Source organism: Kitasatospora sp. NPDC057518, from assembly GCF_042802075.1.
Taxonomy (GTDB): domain Bacteria; phylum Actinomycetota; class Actinomycetes; order Streptomycetales; family Streptomycetaceae; genus Kitasatospora.
Genome location: NZ_JBHVEU010000080.1, coordinates 1 through 24740, shown reverse-complemented (window position 1 = coordinate 24740; position 24740 = coordinate 1). Strand labels below are relative to the sequence as shown.

At 76.6% G+C, this 24740-nt stretch carries 22 protein-coding genes; 8 read left to right on the top strand and 14 right to left on the bottom strand.

Annotation, left to right across the window (positions count from 1 at the left end; all coding sequences use genetic code 11):
* The coding region (locus ACFU7Z_RS11345; protein ID WP_380777369.1) for a diacylglycerol kinase at positions 1-849 on the top strand (849 nt) is incomplete at its 5' end.
* 54 nt (positions 850-903) lie between these two features.
* On the opposite strand, the gene ACFU7Z_RS11340 is transcribed toward ACFU7Z_RS11345, so the two are convergent.
* Positions 904-1821, bottom strand: coding sequence for a DUF6891 domain-containing protein (locus ACFU7Z_RS11340; protein WP_074004401.1), 918 nt, complete (start codon positions 1819-1821; stop codon positions 904-906).
* Between the two features lie 242 nt (positions 1822-2063).
* On the bottom strand, positions 2064-2684 hold the full coding sequence (locus tag ACFU7Z_RS11335) for a hypothetical protein (RefSeq protein WP_380777367.1): 621 nt from the start codon (positions 2682-2684) through the stop codon (positions 2064-2066).
* A gap of 234 nt (positions 2685-2918) precedes the next feature.
* On the opposite strand from ACFU7Z_RS11335, the gene ACFU7Z_RS11330 reads away from it, so the two are divergent.
* Both ACFU7Z_RS11330 and ACFU7Z_RS11325 read left to right on the top strand, forming a co-directional pair.
* A complete protein-coding gene (locus tag ACFU7Z_RS11330; RefSeq protein WP_380777365.1) occupies positions 2919-3686 on the top strand; it encodes an alpha/beta hydrolase in 768 nt (255 codons plus the stop codon).
* A 329-nt stretch (positions 3687-4015) separates the two neighbouring features.
* The gene (locus ACFU7Z_RS11325) at positions 4016-5170 is read left to right on the top strand and encodes a Cmx/CmrA family chloramphenicol efflux MFS transporter (protein WP_380777364.1); all 1155 of its coding nucleotides are present in this window, start codon (positions 4016-4018) and stop codon (positions 5168-5170) included.
* Between the two features lie 336 nt (positions 5171-5506).
* Here ACFU7Z_RS11325 and ACFU7Z_RS11320 read toward each other — a convergent pair whose 3' ends face one another.
* Positions 5507-6484 carry an NADP-dependent oxidoreductase gene (locus tag ACFU7Z_RS11320; RefSeq protein ID WP_380777362.1) on the bottom strand — a complete coding sequence of 326 codons (978 nt, stop codon included), beginning with the start codon at positions 6482-6484 and terminating at the stop codon, positions 5507-5509.
* A gap of 105 nt (positions 6485-6589) precedes the next feature.
* Here ACFU7Z_RS11320 and ACFU7Z_RS11315 point away from each other — a divergent pair, with 105 nt between their 5' ends.
* Positions 6590-7159 carry a TetR/AcrR family transcriptional regulator gene (locus ACFU7Z_RS11315; RefSeq protein WP_380777360.1) on the top strand — a complete coding sequence of 190 codons (570 nt, stop codon included), beginning with the start codon at positions 6590-6592 and terminating at the stop codon, positions 7157-7159.
* A gap of 50 nt (positions 7160-7209) precedes the next feature.
* On the opposite strand, the gene ACFU7Z_RS11310 is transcribed toward ACFU7Z_RS11315, so the two are convergent.
* From ACFU7Z_RS11310 to ACFU7Z_RS11280, 7 genes are all read right to left on the bottom strand, one after another.
* Positions 7210-8568 carry a DUF2252 domain-containing protein gene (locus tag ACFU7Z_RS11310; protein WP_049658339.1) on the bottom strand — a complete coding sequence of 453 codons (1359 nt, stop codon included), beginning with the start codon at positions 8566-8568 and terminating at the stop codon, positions 7210-7212.
* A gap of 114 nt (positions 8569-8682) precedes the next feature.
* Positions 8683-10287: a multicopper oxidase family protein gene (locus ACFU7Z_RS11305; RefSeq protein WP_380777357.1), complete on the bottom strand. Its 1605-nt coding sequence runs from the start codon at positions 10285-10287 to the stop codon at positions 8683-8685.
* Positions 10284-10757, bottom strand: a complete 474-nt coding sequence (locus ACFU7Z_RS11300; RefSeq protein WP_049658344.1) for a hypothetical protein — start codon at positions 10755-10757, stop codon at positions 10284-10286. Before ACFU7Z_RS11300 ends, ACFU7Z_RS11305 begins: the two co-directional genes overlap by 4 nt.
* A 205-nt stretch (positions 10758-10962) precedes the next feature.
* Positions 10963-13521 (bottom strand): FtsX-like permease family protein, encoded by a 2559-nt coding sequence (locus ACFU7Z_RS11295; RefSeq protein WP_380777355.1) that lies wholly within the window; start codon positions 13519-13521, stop codon positions 10963-10965.
* Positions 13518-14417, bottom strand: coding sequence for an ABC transporter ATP-binding protein (locus ACFU7Z_RS11290; protein WP_079272403.1), 900 nt, complete (start codon positions 14415-14417; stop codon positions 13518-13520). Before ACFU7Z_RS11290 ends, ACFU7Z_RS11295 begins: the two co-directional genes overlap by 4 nt.
* A 105-nt stretch (positions 14418-14522) precedes the next feature.
* Positions 14523-15317 (bottom strand): aminotransferase class IV, encoded by a 795-nt coding sequence (locus tag ACFU7Z_RS11285; protein ID WP_380777353.1) that lies wholly within the window; start codon positions 15315-15317, stop codon positions 14523-14525.
* Complete coding sequence (locus ACFU7Z_RS11280) at positions 15310-16341, bottom strand: GNAT family N-acetyltransferase (RefSeq protein ID WP_380777351.1); 1032 nt, start codon at positions 16339-16341, stop codon at positions 15310-15312. Before ACFU7Z_RS11280 ends, ACFU7Z_RS11285 begins: the two co-directional genes overlap by 8 nt.
* 223 nt (positions 16342-16564) lie before the next feature.
* Between ACFU7Z_RS11280 and ACFU7Z_RS11275 the strand changes: the two genes are divergently transcribed.
* Positions 16565-17890, top strand: a complete 1326-nt coding sequence (locus ACFU7Z_RS11275) for a glycosyltransferase 87 family protein (RefSeq protein ID WP_380777349.1) — start codon at positions 16565-16567, stop codon at positions 17888-17890.
* Complete coding sequence (locus tag ACFU7Z_RS11270; protein ID WP_380777347.1) at positions 17797-18918, top strand: glycosyltransferase family 4 protein; 1122 nt, start codon at positions 17797-17799, stop codon at positions 18916-18918. Before ACFU7Z_RS11275 ends, ACFU7Z_RS11270 begins: the two co-directional genes overlap by 94 nt.
* Here ACFU7Z_RS11270 and ACFU7Z_RS11265 read toward each other — a convergent pair.
* The 4 genes from ACFU7Z_RS11265 to ACFU7Z_RS11250 form a co-directional block, all read right to left on the bottom strand.
* Entirely contained in the window at positions 18890-19252 is a 363-nt protein-coding gene (locus ACFU7Z_RS11265; RefSeq protein WP_049660617.1) for a hypothetical protein, read from the bottom strand. The genes ACFU7Z_RS11270 and ACFU7Z_RS11265 overlap by 29 nt on opposite strands.
* A gap of 71 nt (positions 19253-19323) precedes the next feature.
* A complete protein-coding gene (locus tag ACFU7Z_RS11260) occupies positions 19324-19980 on the bottom strand; it encodes a response regulator transcription factor (RefSeq protein ID WP_049660614.1) in 657 nt (218 codons plus the stop codon).
* Complete coding sequence (locus tag ACFU7Z_RS11255; protein ID WP_380777344.1) at positions 19965-21278, bottom strand: sensor histidine kinase; 1314 nt, start codon at positions 21276-21278, stop codon at positions 19965-19967. Before ACFU7Z_RS11255 ends, ACFU7Z_RS11260 begins: the two co-directional genes overlap by 16 nt.
* 10 nt (positions 21279-21288) lie before the next feature.
* Positions 21289-22200, bottom strand: coding sequence for a DMT family transporter (locus ACFU7Z_RS11250; protein ID WP_380777342.1), 912 nt, complete (start codon positions 22198-22200; stop codon positions 21289-21291).
* A 103-nt stretch (positions 22201-22303) separates the two neighbouring features.
* Here ACFU7Z_RS11250 and ACFU7Z_RS11245 point away from each other — a divergent pair, with 103 nt between their 5' ends.
* A complete protein-coding gene (locus ACFU7Z_RS11245; RefSeq protein WP_380738131.1) occupies positions 22304-23209 on the top strand; it encodes a LysR family transcriptional regulator in 906 nt (301 codons plus the stop codon).
* Positions 23210-23405: 196 nt separating this feature from the next.
* Complete coding sequence (locus ACFU7Z_RS11240; RefSeq protein WP_380777340.1) at positions 23406-24704, top strand: carbohydrate-binding protein; 1299 nt, start codon at positions 23406-23408, stop codon at positions 24702-24704.
* The last annotated feature ends 36 nt before the right edge of the window (positions 24705-24740 follow it).

Below are 24740 nucleotides of genomic sequence, written 5' to 3'. Positions count from 1 at the left end.
GGCCACGCCGAGCCCGCCGCCCACCGGGCCACCGCCCGGCTGCGGGCCCTCGGCGTCGACGTCGAACCGCGGGCCGGGCGCTCCCCCGAGGACGCCGTCCGGCTCACCCGCGAGGCGGCGGCCGACGGCGTGGACGCGGTGGCCGTGGTCGGCGGCGACGGCATGATCAACCTCGCCCTCCAGGCCCTGGCCGGCACGCCCGTCCCGCTCGGCGTGATACCGGCCGGCACCGGCAACGACCACGCCCGCGAGTACGGCCTGCCGCTCGGCGCCCCCGAGGCCGCCGCCGACGTCATCGCCGCCGGGCGCACCCGCGGCGTCGACCTCGGCCGGATCACCGGCCCGGACGGGGCGGTGCGCTGGTACGGCTCCGTCCTCGCCACCGGCTTCGACTCCCTGGTCAGCGACCGCGCCAACCGGCTGCGCTGGCCGCGCGGCCGGATGCGCTACAACCTCGCCATCGCCGCCGAGTTCGCCAACCTCCGCCCGCTGCCGTTCCGCATCACCCTCGCCGACGGCACCGTCATCGAACGCGACCTCACCCTGGCCGCCGTCGGCAACACCCGCAGCTACGGCGGCGGCATGCTGATGTGCCCCGCCGCCCTGCCCGACGACGGACTGCTCGACCTCACCCTCGTCGACGCCATGCCCCGGCTGCGCATCGCCCGCTTCTTCCCCACGCTCTTCAAGGGCACCCACATCACCTATCCGGAGGTCACCACGCTGCGCACCGAAGCCCTGCGGATCGAGTCCCCCGGCATCACCGCCTACGCCGACGGCGAGTTCATCGCCGCGCTCCCGGTGGACGTCGCGGTGGCACGGGACGCCCTGCGGGTGCTGGTGCCGTGAGGGGCTGACGCCGCCGTCCGGCCGTCGGGGTGCCGCCGGACCGCGGTGCCGGTCTCACCCTGCCAGGCGGCGGCGCCACAGCAGCGGGCGTATCTCGACGGCCTGGGACGGGTCGCCGTTCCAGACCGTCGGCAGGCCGGCCTCCGCCAGGGCGGCGACCACCTCCTTCCCGACCGCGGCGGTGGCCGCCGGGGAGCCGTCGAAGCCGCCGTACAGCAGGGACAGTCCGTGGCCGAGTGCGGCGGATTCGGTGCCCTGGGCGTGGAAGTAGACGAAGCCGCGGGCGTCGGCCTCGCCGGCCCCGGCGATCTCGGCGTCGCCGCAGGAGCGGCAGCAGCCGAAGTCCTCCCGGGCCGTGATGCCGCCCGCCTCCAGGGCGGCGAAGGCCTGGGCCAGGCGCTCCGGATCCGTCTCGCCGATCCAGCCGGTCTGCTCGCCGACCCGCTCCAGCCAGAGCCGGTCGGCGAGTTGCTCGGCCTGGGGGCGCGAGAGCGGGCGGCGGTCGCCCGCGACCAGGTGCTCCTCGGCCTGCTCGGCGAGCCGGGCGCGGTCGGTGTAGCCGCAGGCCAGCGTCAGCCGCAGCCGGTCCTCCAACTCCCGCCGCTCGCCCGCCTCCAGGTCGATCGGCGGCACCGGCGCCGGCGCCGGGCCCAGGTCGAGCGGCTGCCAGTCCAGGCCCTCGTCCCAGCCCGCCGCGCCGCGCGCCCAGCCCGTCATCGCCGCGACCACCGGCTCGGGCCCGGCCAGCCGCACCTCGAAGTGCCGCTCGGCGGAGCCGTCCCGGTGCTCCAGCGTGTACTCCTCGCCGTCGGCGTGCCACACCTGCACGTACACGTCCGGCAGGTCCGGTATCCGCTCCACGACGAGGAAGCGGTCGTCCGGCGCACCGATGCGCCGGACCATCCCCGCGAGGTCGTCCGCGGACACCCTCAGGTGCCGCGTCTCGTTCGTCTGCACCGTGATCGCCAGCATGACGTCACCGTTGCACACGGCACTGACAATCCCCGTGGCCGATCCCCGGCGGCCGGTCCCCGCAACAGATCCGGCGGTTCAGGCCCGCCACGCCCGTACCCGGCCGGCCGGCAGCGCCACGGCCGCCACCACGTCAGACGTCTCCAGCAGCACGCGGTTCTCCCGCCCCAGCCCCTCCCCCACCGTGAACCCGTCGTCCCAGGCCGCGGCGGCCTCGGCGGCGAACGTCCCGTCGTCCGTGCTCAGGCCCCCTGGACGAGGGACTTCAGCTCGCCGACGCTCTCGGTGAGGGTCGGTTCGCCGGAGCCCGGGTCGACGGTGAAGACGCGGTAGCCGGCGTCGGTGGTGACCCGGACCCGGCCGGACCCGGCCCATTCCGCCGCGACGAACTCCCCCTGGCCCCGGAAGCCGCCCTTGTGGAGGGCGAGGACGTCCCAGCGGCGGGTCGACAGGCCGGTGCCGGTCTCCAGCCGGACGAAGTAGCGCCCGTTGTAGCCCTCCGGATCGTCGTGGTGGGCCACCGTCAGGACGTGGTCCGCCCGCTCCGGGGAGGCGGTGCGGCTCACCCCCTGGACCTTCGGGCCGAACATCTGCAGGACGTGGCCGCCACCCGACAGCAGCAGCCCGAACACCGCGAACGCCGACGCCAGCCCGCCGACGACGTCCCACCGGCCGCGGACCACGACCGCGGCCAGCAGCAGGACGGCGGCCAGGCCGAGCATCGCCCACGGCCGGTTCAGGACGTCGGCCGCCACCGCCCGCCCGCCGTTGCCGGACTCCATCCGCCCCACCGCCCACAGCGCCGGCGGCAGCAGCAGCGCGGTGACGGCCACGATGCCGCCGGCTCTCCCACGGTTCGCCATCGAACCCCCTCCTCGGTTTCCGGGCATCCTAGGGCGCTGCCCGCCCCGGCCCGGCCGAGAGGTTCTCCGGTGCCCCGGTACCGCCGGTCTGCTAGCCTCCTGGAGGCCGTGCGAGAGAACGAGGAGGTGGTACCCGTGAACGTTTCGACATGGGTGCTCTCCTCCGGGGTCACGGTCGGGCGATAGGTCGTCGTCCGGGAGCGCCGTTCCAGTGCACTCCCGAAAGGCACGACCATGCGTTTCACTTCCGAACAGCACCTCGACGGCGGCGTCCTCGAGCGTGGGTTCACCCTCGGCGAGATCCCCGGCATCCTGTGGACGCCCGCATCCGCCTCCCCGTCCGAGCCGGTCCCGCTGGTCCTGCTCGGCCACCCCCCGCTCGGACTGCGCAGGATGTACCCCCGGCTGGTCGCCCGGGCCCGACGCTGCGCGGCGGACGGCTTCGCCGCGGCCACCATCGAGCTCCCCGGCAGCGGGGACCGGCCCCGCTGGGCCGCCCTCGAGCAGGCGCGCGCCGACCTGCGCCGGGCCATGGAGGCCGGCGAGCCGGTCGGCGAGGAGATCGTCGACGCCCTCGTCCTCCCGCTCGTCGACAAGTCCGTCCCGGAATGGCAGGCCGCCCTGGACGCCCTCCTCGCCCTGCCCGGGATCGGCGGCCCGGTCGGGTACTCGGGGGGAGTCATCTCCATCGGCGTCCGGCTGGCGGTGGTCGAGCCGCGCATCGTGGCCGCCGGCCTCTTCGCCGGGAGCCTCGTTCCCCGCGCCGTGTTCGAGGAGGCCCGCCGGGTCACCATTCCGCTGCACGTCCTGCTGCAGTGGGACGACGAGGGCAACGACCGGCAGGCGTCCCTGGACCTGTTCGACGCCTTCGGCTCCCGGGAGAAGACGCTGCACGCCAACATGGGCGGGCACACGGGCGTCCCGCGGTTCGCGGGCGAGGACGCGGCCGGGTTCTTCGCCCGGCACCTGCGCCAGCCGCAGGCCGGTCCCGGTGGACGGTAGGCAGTAGGCCGGTGCCGGCCGGCCGCCGCGATCGAGGAGGGCACGGTCCCTCCTCGATTCGCGGCGCGCCAGCCGGTGGCTCCCGGCCCGGCCGCCGGGAAAACCGGGTGACCCGGCGGCAGGGGGTCGGGTAGCGTGCCGGGCATGTCGAGCCCTGAGGCATCCAGGGTGGGGGCTTTCGGTCACGCGCCGTCAGCCCCCTGAAACCCCGGAGATCCTGAACCACCGAGGTCCGAGCGAGCGCCACGCCTGCGCCGCCCGGGGGTTGAGCGTGCGGTGACGAGACGTCCGTCCTCCTCGTTCCCACCGCCCCGCTTCGGAGCCTCTCGATGCCCCTTCCGCTCTATCTGCTCGCCCTGGCCGTGTTCGCCATGGGCACCTCGGAGTTCATGCTCGCCGGGCTGCTGCCCGGACTCGCCGCCGATCTCGGCGTCACCGTCGGTACGGCCGGCGGGCTGACCTCGGCCTTCGCGGTCGGGATGGCGGTCGGCGCGCCGCTGATGGCCGGGCTCGCCCGCGGCCGGTCGGGGCGCGGCAGCCTGCTCGGGTTCGTCCTGGTGTTCGCGGCGGCGCACACCGTCGGGGCGGTGACGACGAGCTTCCCGGTGCTGGCGACCACCCGGGTGGTCGCCGCGCTCGCCAACGCCGGGTTCCTGGCGGTGGCGCTGACCACCGCCGCCGCGCTCGTCCCGGCGGACCGCAAGGGGCGGGCGCTCGCCGTGCTGCTGTCGGGGACGACGGTGGCGACGGTCGCCGGTGTCCCGGGCGGGGCGGTGCTGGGCGCGCTGTTCGGGTGGCGCGCCGCGTTCTGGGCCGTCGCGCTGCTCTGCCTGCCGGCCGCCGTCGGCATCGCCAAGGGCCTTCCGCCCGTTGCCCCGTCGAGCGACCAGGCCGCGGCCACGGACCCGGCCCTGCGCGCGGAGCTCGGCGAGCTGCGCCGCCCCCCGCTGCTCCGCGCGATGCTGCTCGCCGCACTGGTGAACGCGGCGACCTTCGGCGGCTTCACCTTCCTCTCCCCCCTGGTGACCGGCCCGGCCGGGCTGGGCGACCTGTGGGTGCCGGTCGCGCTGGTGCTGTTCGGGGCCGGGTCGTTCGCCGGGGTCACCGTCGCCGGGCGGCTCGCGGACCGGCGCCCCGGCCTGGTCCTCGCCGTCGGCGGCCCGCTGCTGCTGGCGGGCTGGCCCGCCCTGGCCGTCCTGGCGGACGCGCCGGGCGCGCTGCTGCCGCTGGTGTTCCTGCTGGGCGGGCTGTCCTTCGCGGTCGGCGGCACGCTGATCACCCGGGTGCTGTACGAGGCGGCCGGCGCCCCCGCGCTGGCCGGCGCCTACGCGACCGCCGCCCTCAACCTCGGTGCCACGGCCGGCCCGCTGCTGGCCGCCGCCTCCCTCGGCACGGCGGCCGGCGACCTCGGCCCGTTCTACGCGGGCGGCCTGCTGGTCGCCGCCGCACTGCTGGTCGCGGCGGTGCGGCCGCGGCTCGACTGAGCGCTGCCGGAGCCGATTGCGGGCGGCGGCGGAAGCCGGCCGCCGCCCGCGGCGCGGTGGGCCGCTCCTGGTCCGGCGTGTCGACCGGCACCCGGGCGTGCACGCCGGCCGGCGCCTGTCGATCGCCCGGGCGGCGGGGCCGGACGCGGCATCCAGGAGACCGGCGCCGACGGTGCAACTCCGCTGCCCACGGCGGCCGGTGGCCCGGTGACGCCCCGCCGGGGACCGGCCCTGACATCGGACTCCCCCACCCGCGACGACCCGCGCCGCAGCCCGACGCAGGGTGACTGCCTGCCGGGACCGACCCCCGTACGGCCCCGGCACGCCCCCTCCCCGCTACCCGACCACCCGCAGCACGAGCTTGCCCTGGATGTGCCCCCGCTCCGCCCGGCGGTGGGCGGCGGCGGCCTCCCGCAGCGGGTAGACGCCGTCGACGGCCACCCGGACCCGGCCGTCCGCCAGCAGCAGGGCGAGTTCGGCGAGGTCGCCGCCGCTGGAACGGACCTGCCACAGGCCCTCGTTCAGGGCCACCCCGAGTTCCGCGGCCCGCTCGGGCCGGTAGTCGCCGAGGAAGCAGGACACCAGTCGACCCCCGCGCCGCAGGGCGCCCAGCAGGCGGTGGGCCTCGGGGCCGCCGACGGTGTCGACCAGCAGGTCGGCACCCTGGACGGCCTCGGCGGCCGGGGTGCGGGTGTAGTCCACGAAACGGTCGGCGCCGAGGCCGTGCAGGAACTCCTCGTGCCGCCCGGAGGCGACCGCGACGACCTCCTCCGCCCCGGCCAGGCGCAGGAGTTGGACCGCGAGGTGTCCGATCCCGCCGGCCGCGCCGACCACCACGGCTGATCCGCCCCCGGCGTAGCCGAGGCGCTTGTACAGGAACTGGAAGGCGGTCAGCCCGGCCATCGGGACGGCGGCGGCCTCGACGTGCCCGAGGGCGGTCGGTTTGCGCGCCAGGTCGGCGGCCGACGCGACGACGTACTCGGCGTAGCCGGACGGGCGGCCGGGGAAGCCGAGGAGCCCGAAGACCTCGTCGCCGACGTTCCAGCCGGTGTCGGGGCCGCCGAGCTCCGCGACCACGCCGGAGACGTCGGTGCCGAGGGTCAGCGGCAGCGGCCAGTCGGGCCGCCGTTCGGCCGGGATGGTGGTGAAGCCGCTCCGGACGTACCAGTCGGGCGGGTTGAGGCCCGCCGCGTGGACGCGGACCAGCACTTCTCCGGGCCCCGGGACGGGCCTCGGCACCTCCTCGTACCGCAGCACCTCGGGTCCGCCGTAGGCGTGCAGCCGGACGGCTTTCATCGTGTTCTCCGTGGCCATGTGCTCTCCCCCGACGCAGGACGGACGGGCTCCGACTAGAATCCGGAGCGCCGCTCCGGAAAGCTAACCGGAGCAGTGCTCCAGTTGTCAACGTCGAGGAACCCCATGCCCCTTGAACCGCAGACGGTGCCCCGCGCCGACGCCCAGCGCAACCGCGACCGGATCCTGGCCGAGGCGGCCGCCCTGATGGCCGACGAGGGCACCCAGGCCTCCCTGCGCGACGTCGCCCGCCGCGCCGGGGTCGGCCTCGGCACGCTCTACCGGCACTTCCCCACCCGCGAGGACCTGCTGGCGGCCCTGCTCGGCCGCCGCTTCGAACTCCTCACCGCCCGCGCCGACACCCTCGCCGCCGCCGAACCGGCCGGCCCCGCCCTGACCACCTGGCTCCACGAGTTCCTCGACGCCGCCGCCTACCGGGGCCTGCCCGCCACCCTGATGGCCACCCTGCAGGACCCGGAGTCCGCCCTGCACGCGAGCTGCCTGCGGATGCGCCAGGCGGGCGGGCGGCTGCTCGCCGCCGCCCAGCAGGAGGGACTGATCCGCCCGGACGTCACGGCGCTCGACGTCTTCGTCCTCGTCAACGCCCTGAGCTGGACCGCCGACCAGGGGCCTACCCTCGCCGAGCGCCGCGACCACCTCTTCGGGCTGGTCCTGGACGGCCTGCGGCCCCGCTGACCCCACCGGCGCCGAAGGCCGCGCCGAACTCGCCGTCCCCCGGCCCCGGTTCACACCCCCGGGGTCGCCGCCACCCGCCCGTCGGCGATCGCCGCGACCAGCTCGCCGTGGTCGGCCGCCGTCCGGTCGGCGTAGCGCAGCGCGAAGTCGGCGACCGCCTCGGCGAAGGTGTCGGCGCTGCCGAGGTAGCCGGCGATGGCGAGGCGGTCGCCGGTGCGGGCGTGGGCGCGGGCGAGGGTGCGGCCGCAGAGGTCGGCGTAGGCGCGCAGGCCGGAGGGCCGGAAGTCGGCGATGTCCGCCGAGCCCTTCATGTCGCGCAGTTGGCGGCCGTAGAAGTGGCGCCCGGCGGGGCCGGTGGTCCAGCCGAGGAAGATGTCGCTGGCGGCCTGCATCAGGTGCTGGCCGGTGACGACCCGGCGGCCGCCGTGGTGGGCGAGCACCTCGGCGTCCGCCCGCAGCGGCGGCAGGTGGTCCTCCAGCACCGACCGGCCGGCCTCCTTGAGCTGGAGGAACAGCGGGTCGTGCCCGTTCCCGCCCTCCAGCAGCACGATGTAGCAGCGGGTGCCGACGCTGCCCACGCCGACCACCTTGGTGGCCGCCTCGACGAACCGGTAGCGGTCCAGCAGCACCCGGCGGTCCTCCGCGAGGGTGGCCCGGTAGTCGCTGAACACCTTGCCGACGCCGCGCAGTTCGGTCTTCCTCAGCGGTTCGATCAGCGGCGGAGCGCTGATGATCCGGCGCCGCCCGTCGCGTTCCTCGGTGAGCTTGCCGAAGGCCTGGAGGCTGGTGCGGCGCCGGGCGCGCGCGAACTCTGCCTCGGCCCGCCTGCGCTGCCGGGGCTTGGCGAGCAGCGGCAGCAGCTGCGCGGTGTCCACCCGGGCGTACCAGACGTCGAGTTCGCCCCGGCCCGCCAGCCGCCGCATCGCGGTCGCGTACCCCTGGGCGGCGGCGAGCGCGGCCCGGCGCGCCCGCCGATCGTCCTGGCCGTTGTCGCGGGCGGCGACGGCGACGCTGGCGGCGAGCCGTTTGACGTCCCACTCGAAGGGGCCGGGGAAGGTCTCGTCGAAGTCGTTGACGTCGAAGAGCAGCGCGCGCTCCGGCGAGGCGTACAGGCCGAAGTTCAACAGGTGGGCGTCGCCGCAGAGTTGGACGGTGAGCCCGGTGTCGGGGAGGGCGCCGAGGTCGGCGGCCAGGACGGCGGCGGCGCCGCGCAGGTAGGCGAACGGGCTCTCCGCCATCCGCCCGTGGCGGATCGGCAGCAGCCGGGCGACCCGGTCCGCGCCCTGCCGTTCCAGCACGCCGAGCGGGTCGGGCCGGTCGGCGGCGGGGATCCACCGGCCGTGGGCGGAGCGGGAGACCCGCTCCCGGGCGGCCCGGCCGTGCCGGCGGCGTTCGGCAGGGGTGGTCATGGCGCGGCTCCGGGCGTCGGCGGGTCCCCTCCTCCCCGCGAGGCTAGGACACGGGTGCCGGAGGGCGCAGCGCGCGCCCTCCGGCGGTCGGCCGTCCGGGTGAACCCCCGCGGCTCAGCGCACCGTGAAGTCCGCCATCATCGCCATGTCCTCGTGCTCCAGGTTGTGGCAGTGCAGCATGTACGCCCCCGCGTAGTCGGTGAAGCGCACCAGCACCTCCACCGCCTCGGCCGGGCGCAGGTCCACGGTGTCCTTCCACCCCGCGTCGTACGGGCCCGGGTCGGCACCGTTGCGGCCGATCACCTGGAAGTGGTCGAGGTGGACGTGCACCGGGTGGTGCAGGTCGGTGGAGAAGCGCCAGAGCTCGACCGTGCCGAGGGCGGGCGTGGCGATGGACTCCCCCGGCTTGTACGGGCGGCCGTTGATGGTCCAGCCGTCGCCGCGGCTGCGCCGGAAGGTGAAGTCGCGGGTGGCGACGGCGGCGGAGGCGTCCAGGGCCTCGACGGCGGCGAGCCGGTCGGGCACCGTCGCGTCGTCGGCCGGCTGCTTCGCGGTGACGTCGAAGCGCATCACCTCGGCCGTCCGGCCGCTGCCGAAGCGGTTGACCAGCCGGACCTGGGTGCCGGGCTGGTAGCGGGAGAAGTCGACCACGACGTCGAACCGTTCGGCGGGCGCGATCTCGATGCCGTCGTGCCGGACCGGGGCGGCGAGCAGGCCGCCGTCGGAGCCGATCTGGACCAGGGCGTCGCCGCCGGGCGGCTGCGGGTCGAGTTCGAGCCGGTAGAGCCGGGCGTTGGAGGCGTTGAGCAGCCGCAGCCGGTAGCGGACCCGGTCGACGTCCAGCCGGGGCCAGGGCGCGCCGTTGACCAGGATGACGTCGCCGAGCACGCCGTTGGCGTAGGCGTCGGTGACGCCCGGCTCGGCGAGCTGCGGGTCGACGGCGGGGTAGCGGAAGGAGCCGTCGGCGGCGAAGGAGCGGTCGGTGATCATCAGCGGCAGGTCCCGCTCGCCGCGCGGCAGCGGCAGCGCGTCCTCCTCGTCGTCGTGCACGAGGTGGAAGCCGGCCAGTCCGCGCCAGACGCCGGGGCCGGTGAAGCCCATCCGGTGGTCGTGGTACCAGAGGGTGGCGGCGCGCTGCTTGCCCGGATAGGTGTAGCTGCGCTCGCCGACGGCGGTGCGGGCGGCGGCGTGGTCCGCCCCGGCCATCCCGGCCATCCCCGCCATGCCGGCCATCCCGGCCATGCCGCCCGCCTGCTGGGCGGCGTCCGGCGAGGACCCCACCGGCAGCAGCAGGTCCACCGGGTAGCCGTCGCTGTCCGCCGGGGTGTGCCCGCCGTGCAGGTGGGTCACCGAGGGCACCGGCAGCTCGTTGCGGTGCTTGACCACCGCCGTCCGCCCGGAGCGGGTGACCACGGTCGGCCCGGGGAAGCCGCCGCCGTACGTCCAGGCCTCGGTCCGCACCCCGGGCAGGATCTCCAGCCGGGCGACCTGCTGGGTGATCTCGTAGTGGTCGGCGGTCGCGTCGGCGCGCACCGGTTGCAGCACGGTCGGCACCGGCAGCGCGGCCCGGAAGGCCTCCGGCAGGTCGAGTTCGCTGCTCAGCAGCTGCCCGGGGCGGCCCTCGGCGAGCAGCCGGGCAACGGAGGGGCCGGCCACCGAGACCAGGGCGCCCGCGCCGAGCACGGAGGCGCCGACGCGCAGGAACCGGCGCCGGTTCACTTGACCACCTCGACCGGTCCGCCGGGGCGCGGCAGCCGCCCGGTGCCGTCCGGGCCGCCGACGACCCGCGCCTCCCGGGCCGGCAGCGGCAGCCGCCAGGCGCCGACCAGGCCGAACAGCACGCCGCTGACCAGCAGCACGCCGAGCGTGACGTGCACGCCGAGCGCCCGGGCGTAGCCGGCGGTGATCTGGCCGATGACGGCGACGGTGAGCAGGGCGGTGGTCCACAGCGGCCAGAGCGGGCCCCGGCCGGGCCACCGGACGGCGACGGCCACCGCGAGCTGGAGCACCACCACGGTGGCCAGCATCATCGCGTTGCCCTCGTGGTCCTTCAGGGAGTCGTAGGTGCCGTTCAGGAAACTGCCGGCCAGCATGACCTGGAGCAGTGCCAGCAGGGCGAGCAGGGTGGTGGAGGTACGCAGCAGGATCAGCGGCCAGCGGGGCGCGGGGGCGGCAGGAGGACTGCTCATGGTCGGGCTACTCTCTGCGTCGACGGTCTGGCGGGGCGGGCGCGAGCGTAACTGATGCGACGTCACGATCAGCTCTTGAAAAGGTCATCGGACCGTCATGTGGTCCCCATGACCGCCCGCTCGGGGCCGTCGTTCTCACCCGAAGGAAGGGGGTGCCCTTGAGTCGTCCTCAAGAGCACCCCCTTCCTCGCCTCCCGCGGGCCCGCTACTGGCGCGCCGCGCCCAGCCCCGCCGGCCGGGTCCGCAGCAGCGCCCGGACCGGCACCCCGGTCGCCGCGAGGCAGAGCAGCACGGCTCCGGCGGCCAGCGGCAGGGCCAGCATCGGCGGGACGTACGGGGCGGAGTTGGCCACGCCCCGGGCGACCGGCACCAGGGTGACCGCGGCGATCACCGCGCCGACCGCCAGCCCGGTCGAGGCCACCAGCAGCGCCTCCCAGCGCATCATGCCGCGCACCTGGCGCCGGGTGGTGCCGGCCAGCCGCAGCAGCGCGACCTCGCGGCGCCGGTCCAGCACCGTCATCACCAGGGTGTTGGCGGCGCTGACGGCGGCGAACCCGCCGAGCACGGCGGCCATCACGGTGTTGGCCCAGCCGTTGACCTCCATCGCCTTGTCGGACTGGGCGACGAACCCGGCCCGGTCGGTCACCGCGGCCCCGGCCAGCCCGCCCAGCCCGGCGGCCACCGCCGCCCGGTCGGCGCCCGGCGCGTCGGCGACCAGCACCTGGCTGTCGTACCCGGCGGTGACGTGCGCGGCCACCGCGGCCCGGGGCAGCAGCGCCTGGCCGACGCCGAGCCCGCGGTCGTACACCGCGACCACGGCGGGCCGGACGGCGGTGCCGTCGCCGAGCCAGAGCGGGACCCGGTCGCCGACCTCGGCGCCGAACGCCTCGGCCAGGGTGGAGCTCAGCGCCACGGTGTCGGGGGCGCGGCCGAGGTCGGCGAGCGCACCGCTGCGCACGCCCAGGTCGAGCACCTTCGGCAGCCGGGCCGGGTCGCCGTCGACGCCGAGCACGGGGGCGGAGCTCAGCTGGTCGCCGTTCCGGTAGACGACGCCGGTGCGCAGCACGCCGACGGCGGTGTCCACGCCGGGCACCCGGCCCGCCCGCTCGGCCGTCCCGGCGGGCAGGCCGGGGCCGGTGGCGCCGACCACGTGGTCGGCGGTGACGCCGGCCCGGACGTTCTCGCCGCTGGTGTGGCGCACGGTGCTCTGGATGATCAGCAGGGTGCCGCAGAAGGCGGTGACCAGGACGATCGGGGTGATCGCGGAGGCCAGGCGGCGGGCGTTGGCGCGGGTGTTGTCGGCGGCCAGCGAGCCGGGCGCGCCGCCGGCCCGCAGCGGGGCGCCGAGCACCGCGGCGGCGACCCGGGCCAGCCAGGGGCCGAGCAGGGCGACGGCCATCATGAAGCACATCACCACGCCGAGCGCGGTCTGGGCGGCCTTGGCGCCGTCCAGGGAGGTGGCGATGGCCGCGGCCGCGATGCCGCCGGCGGCGAAGACCAGTCCGAGGACGGTGCGCACCGCGCCCGGGCGGGGCGCTTCGACGGCGGCCTCGCCGAGCGCCTGGGCGGCCCGCATCCGGGACGGCCGGCGGGCGGCCAGGAACCCGGCGGTCAGCGCGGCGAGGGTGCAGGCGAGGACGGCGGCGAGCATCGGCAGCGGGCCGACGTCCAGGCGGACGTCCGCGGGGACGGCGCCGCGCTCGACCAGCTGGTCGAACCACCAGCGGGCGAGGGCGAGTCCGGGCAGGATGCCGAGCGCCGCGGCGAGCGGCGCGACCAGCATCGCCTCGGCGGCGATGGTGCGGCGGATCTGGCGCGGGGTGGCGCCGATGGCGCGCAGCAGGGCGAACTCGCGGGCGCGCTGGCCGGTGGCGAGGGCGACGGTGCTCATCACCACGAAGACCGCGGTCATGGTGGCGTAGCCGCCGAAGCTGCCGCCGAGCGCCATCAGCAGGGTGCGGGCTCCGCCGAGGTCGGGGTGCTCGACGGCGCCCCGGTCGTCCCCGGTGAGGACCTTGACGGCACCGGCTCCGGCACCGGCTCCGGCACCGGCGTCGCCGCCGACGGCCTGGCGGACCTGGGCGGCGAGCGCGGCGGTGGTCACGCCCGCGCGGGGCTGGACGGCGATGGCGTCGATCCGGCCGGGGTGGCCGGAGAGGCGGTCGGCGGTGGCGTCGGCGAACCAGGCGGTGGGGCCGGCCTGCTGGGCGGCGGCCAGGCCGGAGACCCGGTAGTCCGCGGTGCCGCCGGGCGCGGTGAGCGTGAGGTTCGCGCCGGGCGCGATGTGGGCAGCGCGCGCCGTGTTGGCGTCCAGCACCACCTCGTTCGCGCCGGGGGCCCGGCCCTCGACCAGGGTGTCGCCCGGCCCGGCGATGCCGAGCGCGGCGAAGCCCCGGCCGGTCAGGGCCGGCGCCCGGCCGGAGGCGGGCAGCGGGAAGGCGCTGTCCGGGCGGGCCGCCGCGACCCCGGGCAGCGCGGCCAGCCGGCCGGCCAGCGCGGCGTCCGTCCGGGCCCGCTCCGGGGTGGCCTCCTCCGTCGTCTCGGTGTCCGTGCCGACCTTCCGCTGGATCTTCACCGCCTGGTCGGCCGCGACCACCACCGGGGTGTCCGCGTACCGGGCCGGCTTGAGGCTCGCGGTCAGACCGGTCTGCAGCAGCACGCCGCAGGCCACCACCACGGCGGCGCCCAGCAGCAGGGCGACCAGGGTGCCCGCGAAGGACGCGGGCCGGAAGCGCACCGAGGAGCGCGCGAGTCCGTTCGTCATGCCGCCGCTCCCACCGGGCGGGCGGTCAGCGCGACCATCCGGTCCGCGACGGTCTGCGGGCTCGGGTGCGGCAGGTCGTCGACGATCGCGCCGCCGGCCAGGAACAGCACCCGGTCGGCGAAGGAGGCCGCCACCGGGTCGTGGGTCACCATCACCACCGTCGCGCCGAGCGAGTCCACGGCCTGCCGCAGCAGGGCCAGCACCTCGTGCGCGGTGCGGGTGTCCAGCGCGCCGGTCGGCTCGTCGGCGAAGACCACGTCCGGGCGGGTGATCAGCGCGCGGGCGATCGCCACCCGCTGCTGCTGGCCGCCGGAGAGCTGGCCGGGCCGCCGCTTGGCGTGCTCGCCCAGGCCCACCCGGGCCAGCAGCTCCCGTGCCCGGGCCCGGTCCTGGCGCTCCCCGGCGAGGCGCTGCGGGAGCAGCACGTTCTGCTCGACGGTCAGCGAGGGCAGCAGGTTGAAGGCCTGGAAGACGAAGCCGATCCGGCTGCGGCGCAGCTTGGTCAGCCGGTTCTCGCTCAGCGCGGTGATGTCCTCGCCGCCGAGCCGGACCTGCCCGGAGTCCGGGCGGTCCAGGCCCGCCGCGCACTGGAGGAAGGTGGACTTGCCGGAGCCGGACGGGCCCATCACCGCGGTGAAGCTGCCGTGGGCGAGCGCCAGGTCGACCCCGCGCAGCGCGTGCACCGTCGCCTCGCCGCGGCCGTAGGTGCGGCGCACCCCGCGCAGCTCGATCGCGGGGGCCGCCTGCGGGGCCGGGGCGTACCCGCCGTGACCGTCGGCGCCGTAGCCCTCGCGGCCGTATCCGTCGGGGCCGTACCCCTCGGCAGCGTGGCCGCCGGGGCCGTACTGATCCGTCCCGAACTCGTCGGTCCTGCGGCGGTCTTGGCGGCGTGCCATGGGTGGGCCTTCCTTCGGTTCTGCGTCGCTCGTCGTCAACGTGCTCCAACCTAGGGACGACGGGCTCCGCGAACCATGCAGGCCACCGGCGGAACGGCGGTGGGGTTATCCCCCCACCGCTTCGGCGGGAATCCCCAGGTAGGCGGCGCGCAGGACGGCGAGCGCCGGGTGCGCGGGGTCGAAGGCGGTGCCGTCCACGGCCGCCAGCGGGCGCACCCCGACCCCCGCGTTCACCGCGAAGGCGGCGGTGAAGCGGTCCAGCCCGTCGGCGGGCAGCGGCGCGCGGGACTGCGGGCCCCGGTACGCGCCGGACAGCAGCGCCTCCGTCACGCCGGGCAGGCTCGGGCCCTGCGGCCAGACCAGCCGCTCCCCGGCCAGGAAGCCGACGTTCCAGGTCGCCCCCTCGACCACCAGGCCGTCCTCGCCGACCAGCAGCACGTCGTCGTAGCCCGCCAGTTGGGCCTGCCGACGGTGGTGCACCAGGCCGAACAGGCCGACGTGCTTCACCTCCGGCAGCTCCCGCCGGTACGCCGCGGTGCGGACCCGCAGCGGGGCGGGCTCGGCCGCCGCGGCCGGGCGGGTGGTCACCAGCAGGGCGGGCGCGGCCGGGGCGGCGGGGCGCTCCAGGCCGAGCGCCGGGTCGTACACGGTGACCCGGACGATCACCGGCGCACCGTCGGCGGGCAGCACCGCGCCGATCCGCTCCCGCACCGCCGCCCGGTCCAGCTCGGCGCCGAACAGCACCCGGCAGTCCCGGACCAGCCGGTCCAGGTGCAGGGCCAGACCGCGCACCCGGCCCGCCTCGGCGCGCAGGGTGGTGAAGTGCCCGTAGTTGAGCAGCCCCAGCGCGGCCAGCCGCGCCGGGTCGGCGGGGGCGCCGTCGATCTCGATCTCAGCCATCCCCCGAGTCTGCCAGCTGCGGGGACCCGGGCCGCGGCGCGGAGCCCGGCAGCGCGGACCGCGGGGGCACTGACTGCGGCGGGACGGACTCCGGCAACGCGCTCTCCGGCGACGCGCCCTCCGGCAGCGGCACCGGGCGGTACGGGCTCACCACCCGCCGGCCCGCCGCCCGGGCCACCCGCTCGAACTCCTCTATCCGGTACGCCAGGCCCTCCGGCTCCCCGGCGTCCGACCAGCGCCACGCCTCCGCCCACCACTGCGGGCCGCGCACCAGCGGCCGGCCGGCCAGCGCCAGGTACAGGGCCAGCGTGGAGCGGGCGTACTCGTGCACCCAGCCGTCGCAGCCCCGGTAGTCCGCCGTCTCGTCCAGCCGCAGCCAGCGGCCCTCCTGCCCGGCGGCCAGTATCGGCACCCAGCCGCGCAGCCGGTCGGCGACCAGCAGGAGCAGCCGGCCGTCCTCCTCCCGCACCCGGTGCAGGGGGAGTTGGGGCATCCGGGCGAAGGACAGCGAGTGCTTCCAGCCCACCACCCACAGGCCCCGGCGCAGGTAGTAGCGGACCGCCGGCTGCCAGGTCCAGTGCGCCTCCAGCCGGAACCCCGGCAGGCCCTCGGCGGTGGCCGCCGCGTACACCTCGTCCAGCGCGGCGGCGGCCAGGCCCCGCCCGCGCGCGGCCGGGGCCACGTAGAGGGAGGAGACGGCGAGCTGGCTCGGGCCCTTGGTCCAGTTGTCCACGGCGACGGTGCCCACCACGGCGCCGTCGTCGTCCTGGATCCAGTAGCGCCGCCGGTACAGCTCACCGCCCGGCCACTCCCGCCCGCTCTCCCCCAGCCGCTCCCGCCAGGCGCGCTCCGCCGGCGGCGCCAGCCCGTCCGGGTCCACCAGCTCGCCCAGCCCGCCCTCCACCAGGGACGCCAAGTCCCAGAGCGCGAACCGCCGTTCGTCCCCCGGCCCGGCCGCCCGCAGCCGCGGCCCCGCCGCCAGCCGGTCCTGCGCCCGCTCCACCGCCGCATCCCACGACCTCACCACAGGGCGAGGATAGCGGCGCGGCGGGGACGATCAGTAATCCGGCCGCCACCGAATGTCAGTGCGGGGAGCGGGAGGTGGCGCCGACCCCGCCCCGCCGCCGGGCCGGCCCCGAGGACGGCGCCCGCCGCCGGCGGCCGTCGGGGCGGGGTAGGGAAAACCCGACCACGAGACTCGACCTGGCCGTGATGACCCCGCCGAGCTGCGGCGATGCAATGAAGCGGTGACGAAACGGGCGTGGTGGTGGTGCGGCGGGTGGCTGGTCGCGGCGGGGTGGGCGGGGGCGTTCCCGGTGGTGTCCGGGCTCGGTCCGCACCGGAGTTGGGGGGCCTGGGCGGCCTGCGGGTACCTGCTGGCGGCGCTCGCCGTGGTGCTGGTGCGGCGGCGCGGACGTGAGGTCTCGGTGGCGGTCGCGGCCCTCGGGGCGGTGCTGGTGCCACTGCTCCTGCTGGTCCTGGACGGGCGGGGGCAGAGCGAGGTCGGGGTGATCGAGCGCTCCGGGTCGCTGCTGCTGCACACCGGCACGCCGTACCTGGCCGAGCCGCGGACCGTCGAGGAGTACACCCCGTACCTCCCCGGGATGGCCCTGCTGGGTCTGCCGCGGGCGCTGCTGGACGGCACCCCGCTGAGCGGCTCGCCGCTGGGCGACGCCCGGCTGTGGTGCGCGGCGGTGTTCCTGGTCTGCGTGCTGCGGACGGTGCCCGCCGGGCGCCGGCTCGGCGCCGCCGCGCTCACCGCCTCGCCGGTGGTCGCGCTGCCGCTCTGCGTCAGCGGGGTGGACCTGCCGCTCACCGGCCTCTGCTGGCTCGCCCTGGTCCGCGCCGCCGAACGGCGGCCGGTGGCGGCCGGGTTGGCGCTGGCCGCCGCCTGCGCGCTGAAGTGGACGGCCTGGCCGGCGCTGGCCGTGGTGGCGGCCCTGCTGGCGGCCACCGCCGGACGGCGCGCGGCGCTGCGCGGGGTAGCCGTCGCGGTGGGGGCAGCGGCGCTGGCGGTGCTGCCGGTGGCGCTGCGCGCGCCGGGGCCGCTGGTGGAGCAGGTGTTCGCCTTCCCCACCGGGCGCGGCGGCCTGCCGACACCGGCCGCGAGCCCGCTGCCCGGGCGGCTGCTGGCCGACCTCGGCCCGGCCGGCTGGTGCGCCGCCGTCGGCCTGCTGCTGCTCGCCGGGCTCGCCGTCGGGGCGTCCCTGGCCGTCCGGCCGCCCCGCACCGCGCCCGCCGCGGTGCACCGGCTGGCCCTCGGGCTGACCGCGGCCTTCCTGCTGGCGCCCGCCGGGCGGTTCGGCTACCTCGCGCTGCCGCTCGTCCTGGTCCTGCTGTCCCTCTCGTCCTCCGTCTCGCCCTCCCTCCCGTCCTCCGTTCCGCTCTCCGTTCCGAAAGGCCTGCCATGGGCACCACCCTCGTCGTCACCAACGACTTCCCGCCGCGCCAGGGCGGCATCGAAACCTTCGTCAAGGCCATGGCCGACCGCGTCCCCGGTCACGACCTCGTGGTCTACACCTCGGCCGAACCGGGTGCGGAGCACCACGACGCCGCTCTCCCCTACCCGGTGATCCGCGACCGCGCCCGCACCCTGCTGCCGACCCCGCGGGCCACCCGCCGGGCCGCCGAGATAGCCCGGGCGCACGGCTGCGACCGGGTCTGGTTCGGCGCCGCGGCCCCGCTCGCCGCGATGACGCCCGGCCTGCGGCGGCTGGCGCCCGGCATCCGCCGCACCGTCGCCACCACCCACGGCCACGAGATCTGGTGGGCCCGCACCCCGGGCGCCCGCGGCCTGCTGCGCCGGATCGGCCGCGGCACGGACGTGGTCACCTACCTCGGCGCCTACACCCGCGCCCGGATCGCGCCCGCGCTCGGACCGGACGCCCGGCTGGCGCGCCTGGTGCCGGGGGTCGACCCGGCGGTCTTCCGGCCGGCCGCCGAGGACTCCGTCGGGGAGGCGTCCGCCGCCCCGGTGGTCCTCTGCGTGGCGCGGCTGGTCCCGCGCAAGGGCCAGGACGTGCTGATCCGCGCGCTGCCCGCGATCCGCCGGGCCGTGCCCGGGACCACCCTGGTGCTGGTCGGCCGGGGCCCGGACGAGGACCGGCTGCGGGGCCTCGCCCTCCGCCTCACCGAGCCGGGCAGCGTGGTGTTCACCGGCGGCCTCGACCACGCCGCGACGGCCGTCCACTACGCGGAGGCGGACGTCTTCGCGATGCCGTGCCGCACCCGCCGACTGGGCCTGGAGGCCGAGGGCCTGGGCATCGTCTTCCTGGAGGCGGCCGCGGCCGGCCTCCCGGTGGTGGTCGGCCGCTCCGGCGGCGCCCCGGACACCGTCCTGGACGGCGTCACCGGCGCGGTCGTCGACGGCCGCGCGCCCGCCGAAGTGGCCGCCGCCCTGACCCGGATCCTGCTCGCCCCGCCCGCCGAGCGCGCCCGGATGGGGGCGGCGGGGCGGCGCTGGGCGGAGGAGCACTGGACCTGGGAGGCCTCGGCGCGGCGGCTCACCGAGCTGCTCGACCCCGCCGTGCCCCTGCCGGACCCGGCCGACCCGGCCGACCCGGCCGCCGCGGTCACTCCGGCTGCCCCCGCAGGTGCCTGACCAGCCGGGCGATCGCGGGCGCCCCGCCGTTGGCGCCGACCGCCGTCACCCAGTTCCGCGCCTGGCCCGGCAGGTCCTCCCGGCTCGGGCAGGAGAAGCTGAACAGCCAGACGTGGGCCGACAGGTCGCGTTCCGGAAGTGCTCGCCACTCCTCGCCCCCGGCGGCCGTCAGCACGTCCTGGCAGGCCGCCAGCGCCTGGTCCCCGTCCCCGGCCCACTCCTGCCGCAGCCACAGCAGGAAGTTGGTCTGGGCCGTCGTGGTGTCGTCCCTGGTCGCCTCGCCCTTGAGCATCCGGTTGACGATCGCGCTCTGCGGTTCCCGTGTCCTCGCCATGCCGCCATCGTTCCGGCACCGCGGCCGCCCTGACAAGGGCGTCACTCAAAAGCCGTACGGCGCCCGCCCGTTCACTCCCCGCGCAGGTGGGCCAGCACCGCGAGGACCCGCCGGTTGCCCTCCGTCGGGTCCAGGTCCAGCTTCATGAAGATGTTCCCGCAGTGCTTCACCACCGAGGCCTCGGTGATGCTCAACCGGCCTGCCACGGCCTGGTTGTTGAGGCCCTCGGCCATCAGCGCGAGCACCTCGCGCTCGCGCGGGGTGAGCCGGGCCAGCGGGCGGTCGGCGGACCGGCCGCGCAGCAGCACCCGGACCACCTCGGGGTCGATCAGCGTCTCCCCGTCGGCGACCCGCCGCAGCGCGTCCAGGAAGTCCGCGACGTCGCCGACCCGGTCCTTCAACAGGTAGCCCAGACCGGCCGGTTGGGCGCCGGCGGCGGCGAGCAGCCGGGTCGCGTACGGGGTGGCCACGTACTGGGAGAGGACCAGGACGGGCAGGCCCGGGTGGCGCTCGCGCAGGGCGAGGGCGGCGCGCAGGCCCTCGTCGGTGTGGTCGGGGGGCATCCGGACGTCGGTGACCACGATGTCCGGCCGCTCGGCGTCGACGGCCGCGGCCAGCGCCTCCGCGTCGCCGACGGCGGCGGTCACCCGGTGGCCGCCGAGGGTGAGGAGTTCGACCAGTCCGGCGCGCAGCAGCACCGCGTCCTCGGCGATCACGACCCGGAGCACGGGACCTCCAGCCGCAGCGTCGTCGGGCCGCCCGTCGGGCTCGTCACCATCAACCGTCCTCTCAGCAGTGCCACCCGGTCGGCGAGTCCCGCCAGCCCGGCCCCGGCGGCCGGGTCCGCCCCGCCCCGGCCGTCGTCGGTCACCTGGACGACCAGCCGGCCGCCCGCGAGCCGCCCGTGGACGGTGATCGCGGTGGCGCCGCTGTGCTTGGCGGCGTTGGTGAGCGCCTCGGTGACGGTGAAGTAGGCGGTGGTCTCCACCGGGGCGGGCAGCCGCTCCGGGAGCTCGATGTCGGTGGCCACCGGGATCGGGTGGCGCTGCGCGACCTCGTCGACGGCGGCGGCGAGCCCGTGGTCGGTGAGCACCTGCGGGTGGATGCCGCGCACCAGCCCGCGCAGCTGCTCCAGCGCCTGCCGGGCCTCGCCGCGCGCCCGGGTGACGAGCTCCGCCGCCCGGCCGTCCCGGTCGCGCAGCTCGTACTCGGCGAGCCCGAGGGTCATGCTGAGCGCGACCAGCTGCTGCTGCGCGCCGTCGTGCAGGTCGCGCTCGATCCGGCGCCGCTCGGCCTCGAAGGCGTCGGCCAACCGGGCCCGGGAGCGGGTGAGTTCGAGCACCTGGTGGCCGAGGTCGTCCTCCCGGGGTCCGAGCAGGAAGCGGGCCAGCGCGACCTCGGCCCGGACCAGCAGCGCCCCGGCGTAGGCGCAGAGCAGCAGACCGGCCAGTCCGGCGGCGGTGAACGGCAGGGCGGCGAACGGCCCGGCGACGGCGCGCCCGGGGACGAGCATCACGGTCTCCGGGGCGAGCGCCCAGACCACCAGCGGGGAGACCGTGAACGCGCCGGAGATCACCAGCAGCGCGGTGAAGCCCAGCGAGGCGGCGGCCAGCACGGTCGAGGTGAGCCCGGCGTGGGCGAGTTCGCGCCAGGTGGCCCGCTCGCGCAGCCGGGTGCGGACACGGGCCCGGCGGCCGGCCCCGGGCAGACTGCGGTGCGGGTCGGGCGGCGGGACCGGCTCGACCAGCCGCAGCCGCCACCGGGCCACACCGGCGGCGGGGATGCCCGCGAGCGCCAGGGCGAGCAGCACCGGCAGTCCGACGCCGACCACCGACAGGCCCGCACCGACCACCAGCAGCACCGCGAGGACCACCAGCAGCACCGGCCCGAACAGCGCCCCGCCGAGCAGGTACGCCCAGCAGCGCGGCACCCAGCGGGTGAACGGGAACCGCAGCGGGTGCGCCCGCAGCGCCTCGCGGACGGACGTCGGCCGCCGCTCCCCGTCCGTCACCGACCCCTCGTTCACCCGGTCCACCCTAACCGACCGGCTGACGGTCCTTCGGGGCCCGGGCGCGGGCCGCGCGCGGCCTGGTCAGCGCGACGGCGGCGACCACCAGGGCGCCGCCGGCCAGGGCGTTCCAGCCGACCGGCTCGGCGAGGAAGGCCGCGCCCAGCGCGGTGGACCACAGCGGCGTCACGTACGTCACGGCCGAGGCGACCGTCGTCCCGGCGCCGCGGACCAGCGCCAGGTTGATCAGGTAGGCCACGCCCGTACCGAGCGCGCCGAGCACCAGCAGCGCGCCGGCCGCGGCGGCGCCCGGCCAGCGCGGGAGGCCCGCGGCGAACGGCGCCACCAGGGCCAACTCGACGGTGGCGCAGGTGATCTGGAGCGTGGAGAGGGTGGTCACCGACTCCGGGCGGCCGGACAGGAAGCGGCGCAGGTAGGCGAAGCCCGCGCCGTAGCAGCAGGCGGCGGCCAGGCAGGCCAGCGCCCCGGCGGCCGCACCGGCGCCCAGGCCGCGCCAGACCCCGAGCACGGTGAGCACGCCGACGAAGCCGAGTCCGAGACCGGCCAGCCGGCGGCCGCCCGGGCGGCGCTCCTCGGGGACGGTCAGCACCGCGAACAGCAGGGTGAACAGCGGGGTGGTCGCGTTCATCACCCCGGCGAGCACCGAGCTGACCCTGGTCTCCCCGAAGGAGAAGAGGGTGAACGGCACGCTGTTGAGCAGCACCGCGACCACCGCCGAGTGCCCCCACAGCGCCCGGTCGCGCGGGGCCCGCTCGCCGCGCAGCAGCAGCACCGCCCACAGCGTGGTGGCGCCGAGCAGGCAGCGCCACAACGCCACCCACAGCGGCGGCACGCCCGCCTCGACCGCCACCTTGATCAGGGCGAAGCTCGCGCCCCAGATCGCCGACAGTGCCACGAAGCCCGGCAACCAGCGCCTCACCCCGACCACCTCCGTCCTCCCGTCGCGTCTTCTGGACAGAGCGTGGCCCGGCGCCGCAGCATGAGTCCAACAAGTGGCAGTGCACTCGTAATGAGGAAGTCTCATGACCCCGGACGTCAACCTGGCCCAGCTCAGGGCACTGGTCGCGGTCGCCGACACCGGCGGCTTCAGCGCGGCCGCCGACGAGCTCGGCATCAGCCAGTCCGCGGTCTCGCACGCCGTCGCCGCGCTGGAGCGCAGCCTCGGCGCCCCCGTGCTGTGGCGCGGCAGCCCGTGCCGGCCCACCCCGCTGGGCGAGCAGGTCCTGCCGCACGCCCGGACCGCCGTCGCCTCGGCCGCCGCCGTCCGCGCGATCGCCACCCGGCACTCCGGCGGCCCGACCGGCACCGTACGGCTGGCGGCGCCGACCACCGTCTGCCAGGCGCTGCTGCCCGGGCTGCTCAAGGACTGGCGGGCGGCCTACCCGCAGGTGACCGTCCGGGTCTTCGAGGGCGAGGACGACGAGCTGGCGGCCTGGCTGGAGGCGGGCACGGTGGACGCCGCCGTCCTGGTGGACGCCGGGCCGCTGCCGCCCGGGGCGGTCTCGCTCGGCGCCGACTCGATGCACGCGCTGCTCCGCCGCGACCACCCGCTCGCCGGTCAACCGACCGTCCACGTGGCCGAGTTGGAGGACGACGACTTCCTGCTCTCGGAGGGCGGCTGCGAGCGCCACATCCGCGAGGCCTACCGGCGGGCCGGCACCCGCTTCACGCCCCGGCACCGCATCCGCGACCTGAACAGCCTGATCGGCATGGTGCACGCGGGCGTCGGGGTCTCGGTGATGCCCGCGCTGGCGCTGACCATGCTCCCGGCCGACTGCGTGCTGGTCCCGATCCGGCCCGCCGTCCACCGGACGCTGTCGCTGACCGGGCCGACCGGCCGCCCGTGGTCCCCGGCGGTCGGCTCGCTGCTGGCGGGGATGGCACCGGGAGTGGCGGCCGGGGCGGCGGCCGGAGTTCCGTCCCGGTGAGCCGACTCCAGGGCCCGTCGGCCGACCGGTGCGCCTTGACCTCTTTGGGGTTGACCGCCCTTCCCTGACAGGTCTATACCAGTGAGGACCTTCGGCAACCACCCGCCGCCGACGGCCCGTTCGGCCGCCACGCCACCCCCGCACCCGGCGTGAGCAGGCCCGCCTCCCCCACTGCCGTTTCCTGGAAAGGCTTCCGATGGAGCGCGCTCTTCCCCCACAGCACACCGCACGTCCTCCCTTCAGGCGCCGCGCCGTACTCGCCGTGGCCGCCGCGCTCGGCCTGGTCGCCGGCGGCGTCGCCGCCCTGGCCGGCACCGGCTCCGCCGCCGCGGACACCACCGGCACCGGGGCCGCCGGGGCAACCGGAGGGCTCGGCAGCAACTGGTACGCCTCGGCGCCGTACCTGATGCCCGAGGACAACAGCCCGCCGGACGCCGCCGCCGTCATGGACGCCACCGGCCAGAAGGCCTTCCAGCTGGCGTTCATCCTGGCCCAGGGCAGCAGCTGTTCGCCCGCCTGGGGTGGCACCTCCCCGATCGACACCGACACCACCATGCCGGGCGTCATCCAGACCGTCCGCGGCAAGGGCGGGGACGTCTCGGTGTCGGTCGGCGGGTACGGCGGCACCAAGCTGGGCCAGGTCTGCGGCACCCCCGAGGCGACCGCCGCCGGGTACCAGAAGGTGATCACCAAGTACGGCCTCAAGGCGATCGACTTCGACCTGGAGGAGCCGGAGTACGAGAACACCGCGGCCATCCACAACGAGATCGGCGCGGCGCGGATCCTCCAGCAGAACAACCCCGGCCTGTACGTCTCGATCACCACCGCCGGCACCAACGCGGGCACCGGCTGGTTCGGCACCCAGATGCTCAACGAGGCCAAGTCGCAGGGCTTCACGCCCGACAACTACTCGATCATGCCGTTCGACGGCGGCTTCAGCGGCGCCGCGGCGCAGACCGACGCGCTGGTGAAGTTCAACCAGATCCTGCAGACCACCTTCGGCTGGAACGAGGCCACCGCCTACGCCCACGAGGGCGTGTCGATGATGAACGGCCGCACCGACGCCGCCGAGTACTTCCACCAGTCCGACTTCCAGACCGTGCTGGACTTCGCCACCGCACACGGCCTGGCCCGGTACACCTACTGGTCGGTCAACCGGGACCGCCAGTGCGCGGGCAACGTCGACCCGGGGCTGTCCGGCGCCTGCTCCAGCGTGGTGCAGAACGACTGGGACTTCACCAGGTTCACGGTGAAGTTCGCCGGGGCGACCCCGCCCACCACGCCGCCCACCACCCCGCCGACGACTCCCCCGACCACGCCGCCCACCACCCCGGGCAACTGCGCCGCCCCGGCGTGGAGCGCGAGCACCACGTACAACGGCGGCGCCAAGGTCTCGTACAACGGGCACGCCTACCACGCCAAGTGGTGGACGCTGAACGAGGTGCCGAGCGCCAGTGGCCAGTGGGGCGTCTGGGCCGACGACGGGCCCTGCTGACGGCCGTACCGGCGACCACCAGCGGGGGGCGGGCGT

Coding starts and splice junctions, on each gene's coding strand:
- ACFU7Z_RS11340 (WP_074004401.1), bottom strand. CDS start 1,821: ATGCTGGCGATCACGGTGCAGACGAACGAGACGCGGCACCTGAGGGTG.
- ACFU7Z_RS11335 (WP_380777367.1), bottom strand. CDS start 2,684: ATGGCGAACCGTGGGAGAGCCGGCGGCATCGTGGCCGTCACCGCGCTG.
- ACFU7Z_RS11330 (WP_380777365.1), top strand. CDS start 2,919: ATGCGTTTCACTTCCGAACAGCACCTCGACGGCGGCGTCCTCGAGCGT.
- ACFU7Z_RS11325 (WP_380777364.1), top strand. CDS start 4,016: ATGCCCCTTCCGCTCTATCTGCTCGCCCTGGCCGTGTTCGCCATGGGC.
- ACFU7Z_RS11320 (WP_380777362.1), bottom strand. CDS start 6,484: ATGGCCACGGAGAACACGATGAAAGCCGTCCGGCTGCACGCCTACGGC.
- ACFU7Z_RS11315 (WP_380777360.1), top strand. CDS start 6,590: ATGCCCCTTGAACCGCAGACGGTGCCCCGCGCCGACGCCCAGCGCAAC.
- ACFU7Z_RS11310 (WP_049658339.1), bottom strand. CDS start 8,568: ATGACCACCCCTGCCGAACGCCGCCGGCACGGCCGGGCCGCCCGGGAG.
- ACFU7Z_RS11300 (WP_049658344.1), bottom strand. CDS start 10,757: ATGAGCAGTCCTCCTGCCGCCCCCGCGCCCCGCTGGCCGCTGATCCTG.
- ACFU7Z_RS11295 (WP_380777355.1), bottom strand. CDS start 13,521: ATGACGAACGGACTCGCGCGCTCCTCGGTGCGCTTCCGGCCCGCGTCC.
- ACFU7Z_RS11290 (WP_079272403.1), bottom strand. CDS start 14,417: ATGGCACGCCGCCAAGACCGCCGCAGGACCGACGAGTTCGGGACGGAT.
- ACFU7Z_RS11285 (WP_380777353.1), bottom strand. CDS start 15,317: ATGGCTGAGATCGAGATCGACGGCGCCCCCGCCGACCCGGCGCGGCTG.
- ACFU7Z_RS11270 (WP_380777347.1), top strand. CDS start 17,797: ATGGCCGACCGCGTCCCCGGTCACGACCTCGTGGTCTACACCTCGGCC.
- ACFU7Z_RS11265 (WP_049660617.1), bottom strand. CDS start 19,252: ATGGCGAGGACACGGGAACCGCAGAGCGCGATCGTCAACCGGATGCTC.
- ACFU7Z_RS11245 (WP_380738131.1), top strand. CDS start 22,304: ATGACCCCGGACGTCAACCTGGCCCAGCTCAGGGCACTGGTCGCGGTC.
- ACFU7Z_RS11240 (WP_380777340.1), top strand. CDS start 23,406: ATGGAGCGCGCTCTTCCCCCACAGCACACCGCACGTCCTCCCTTCAGG.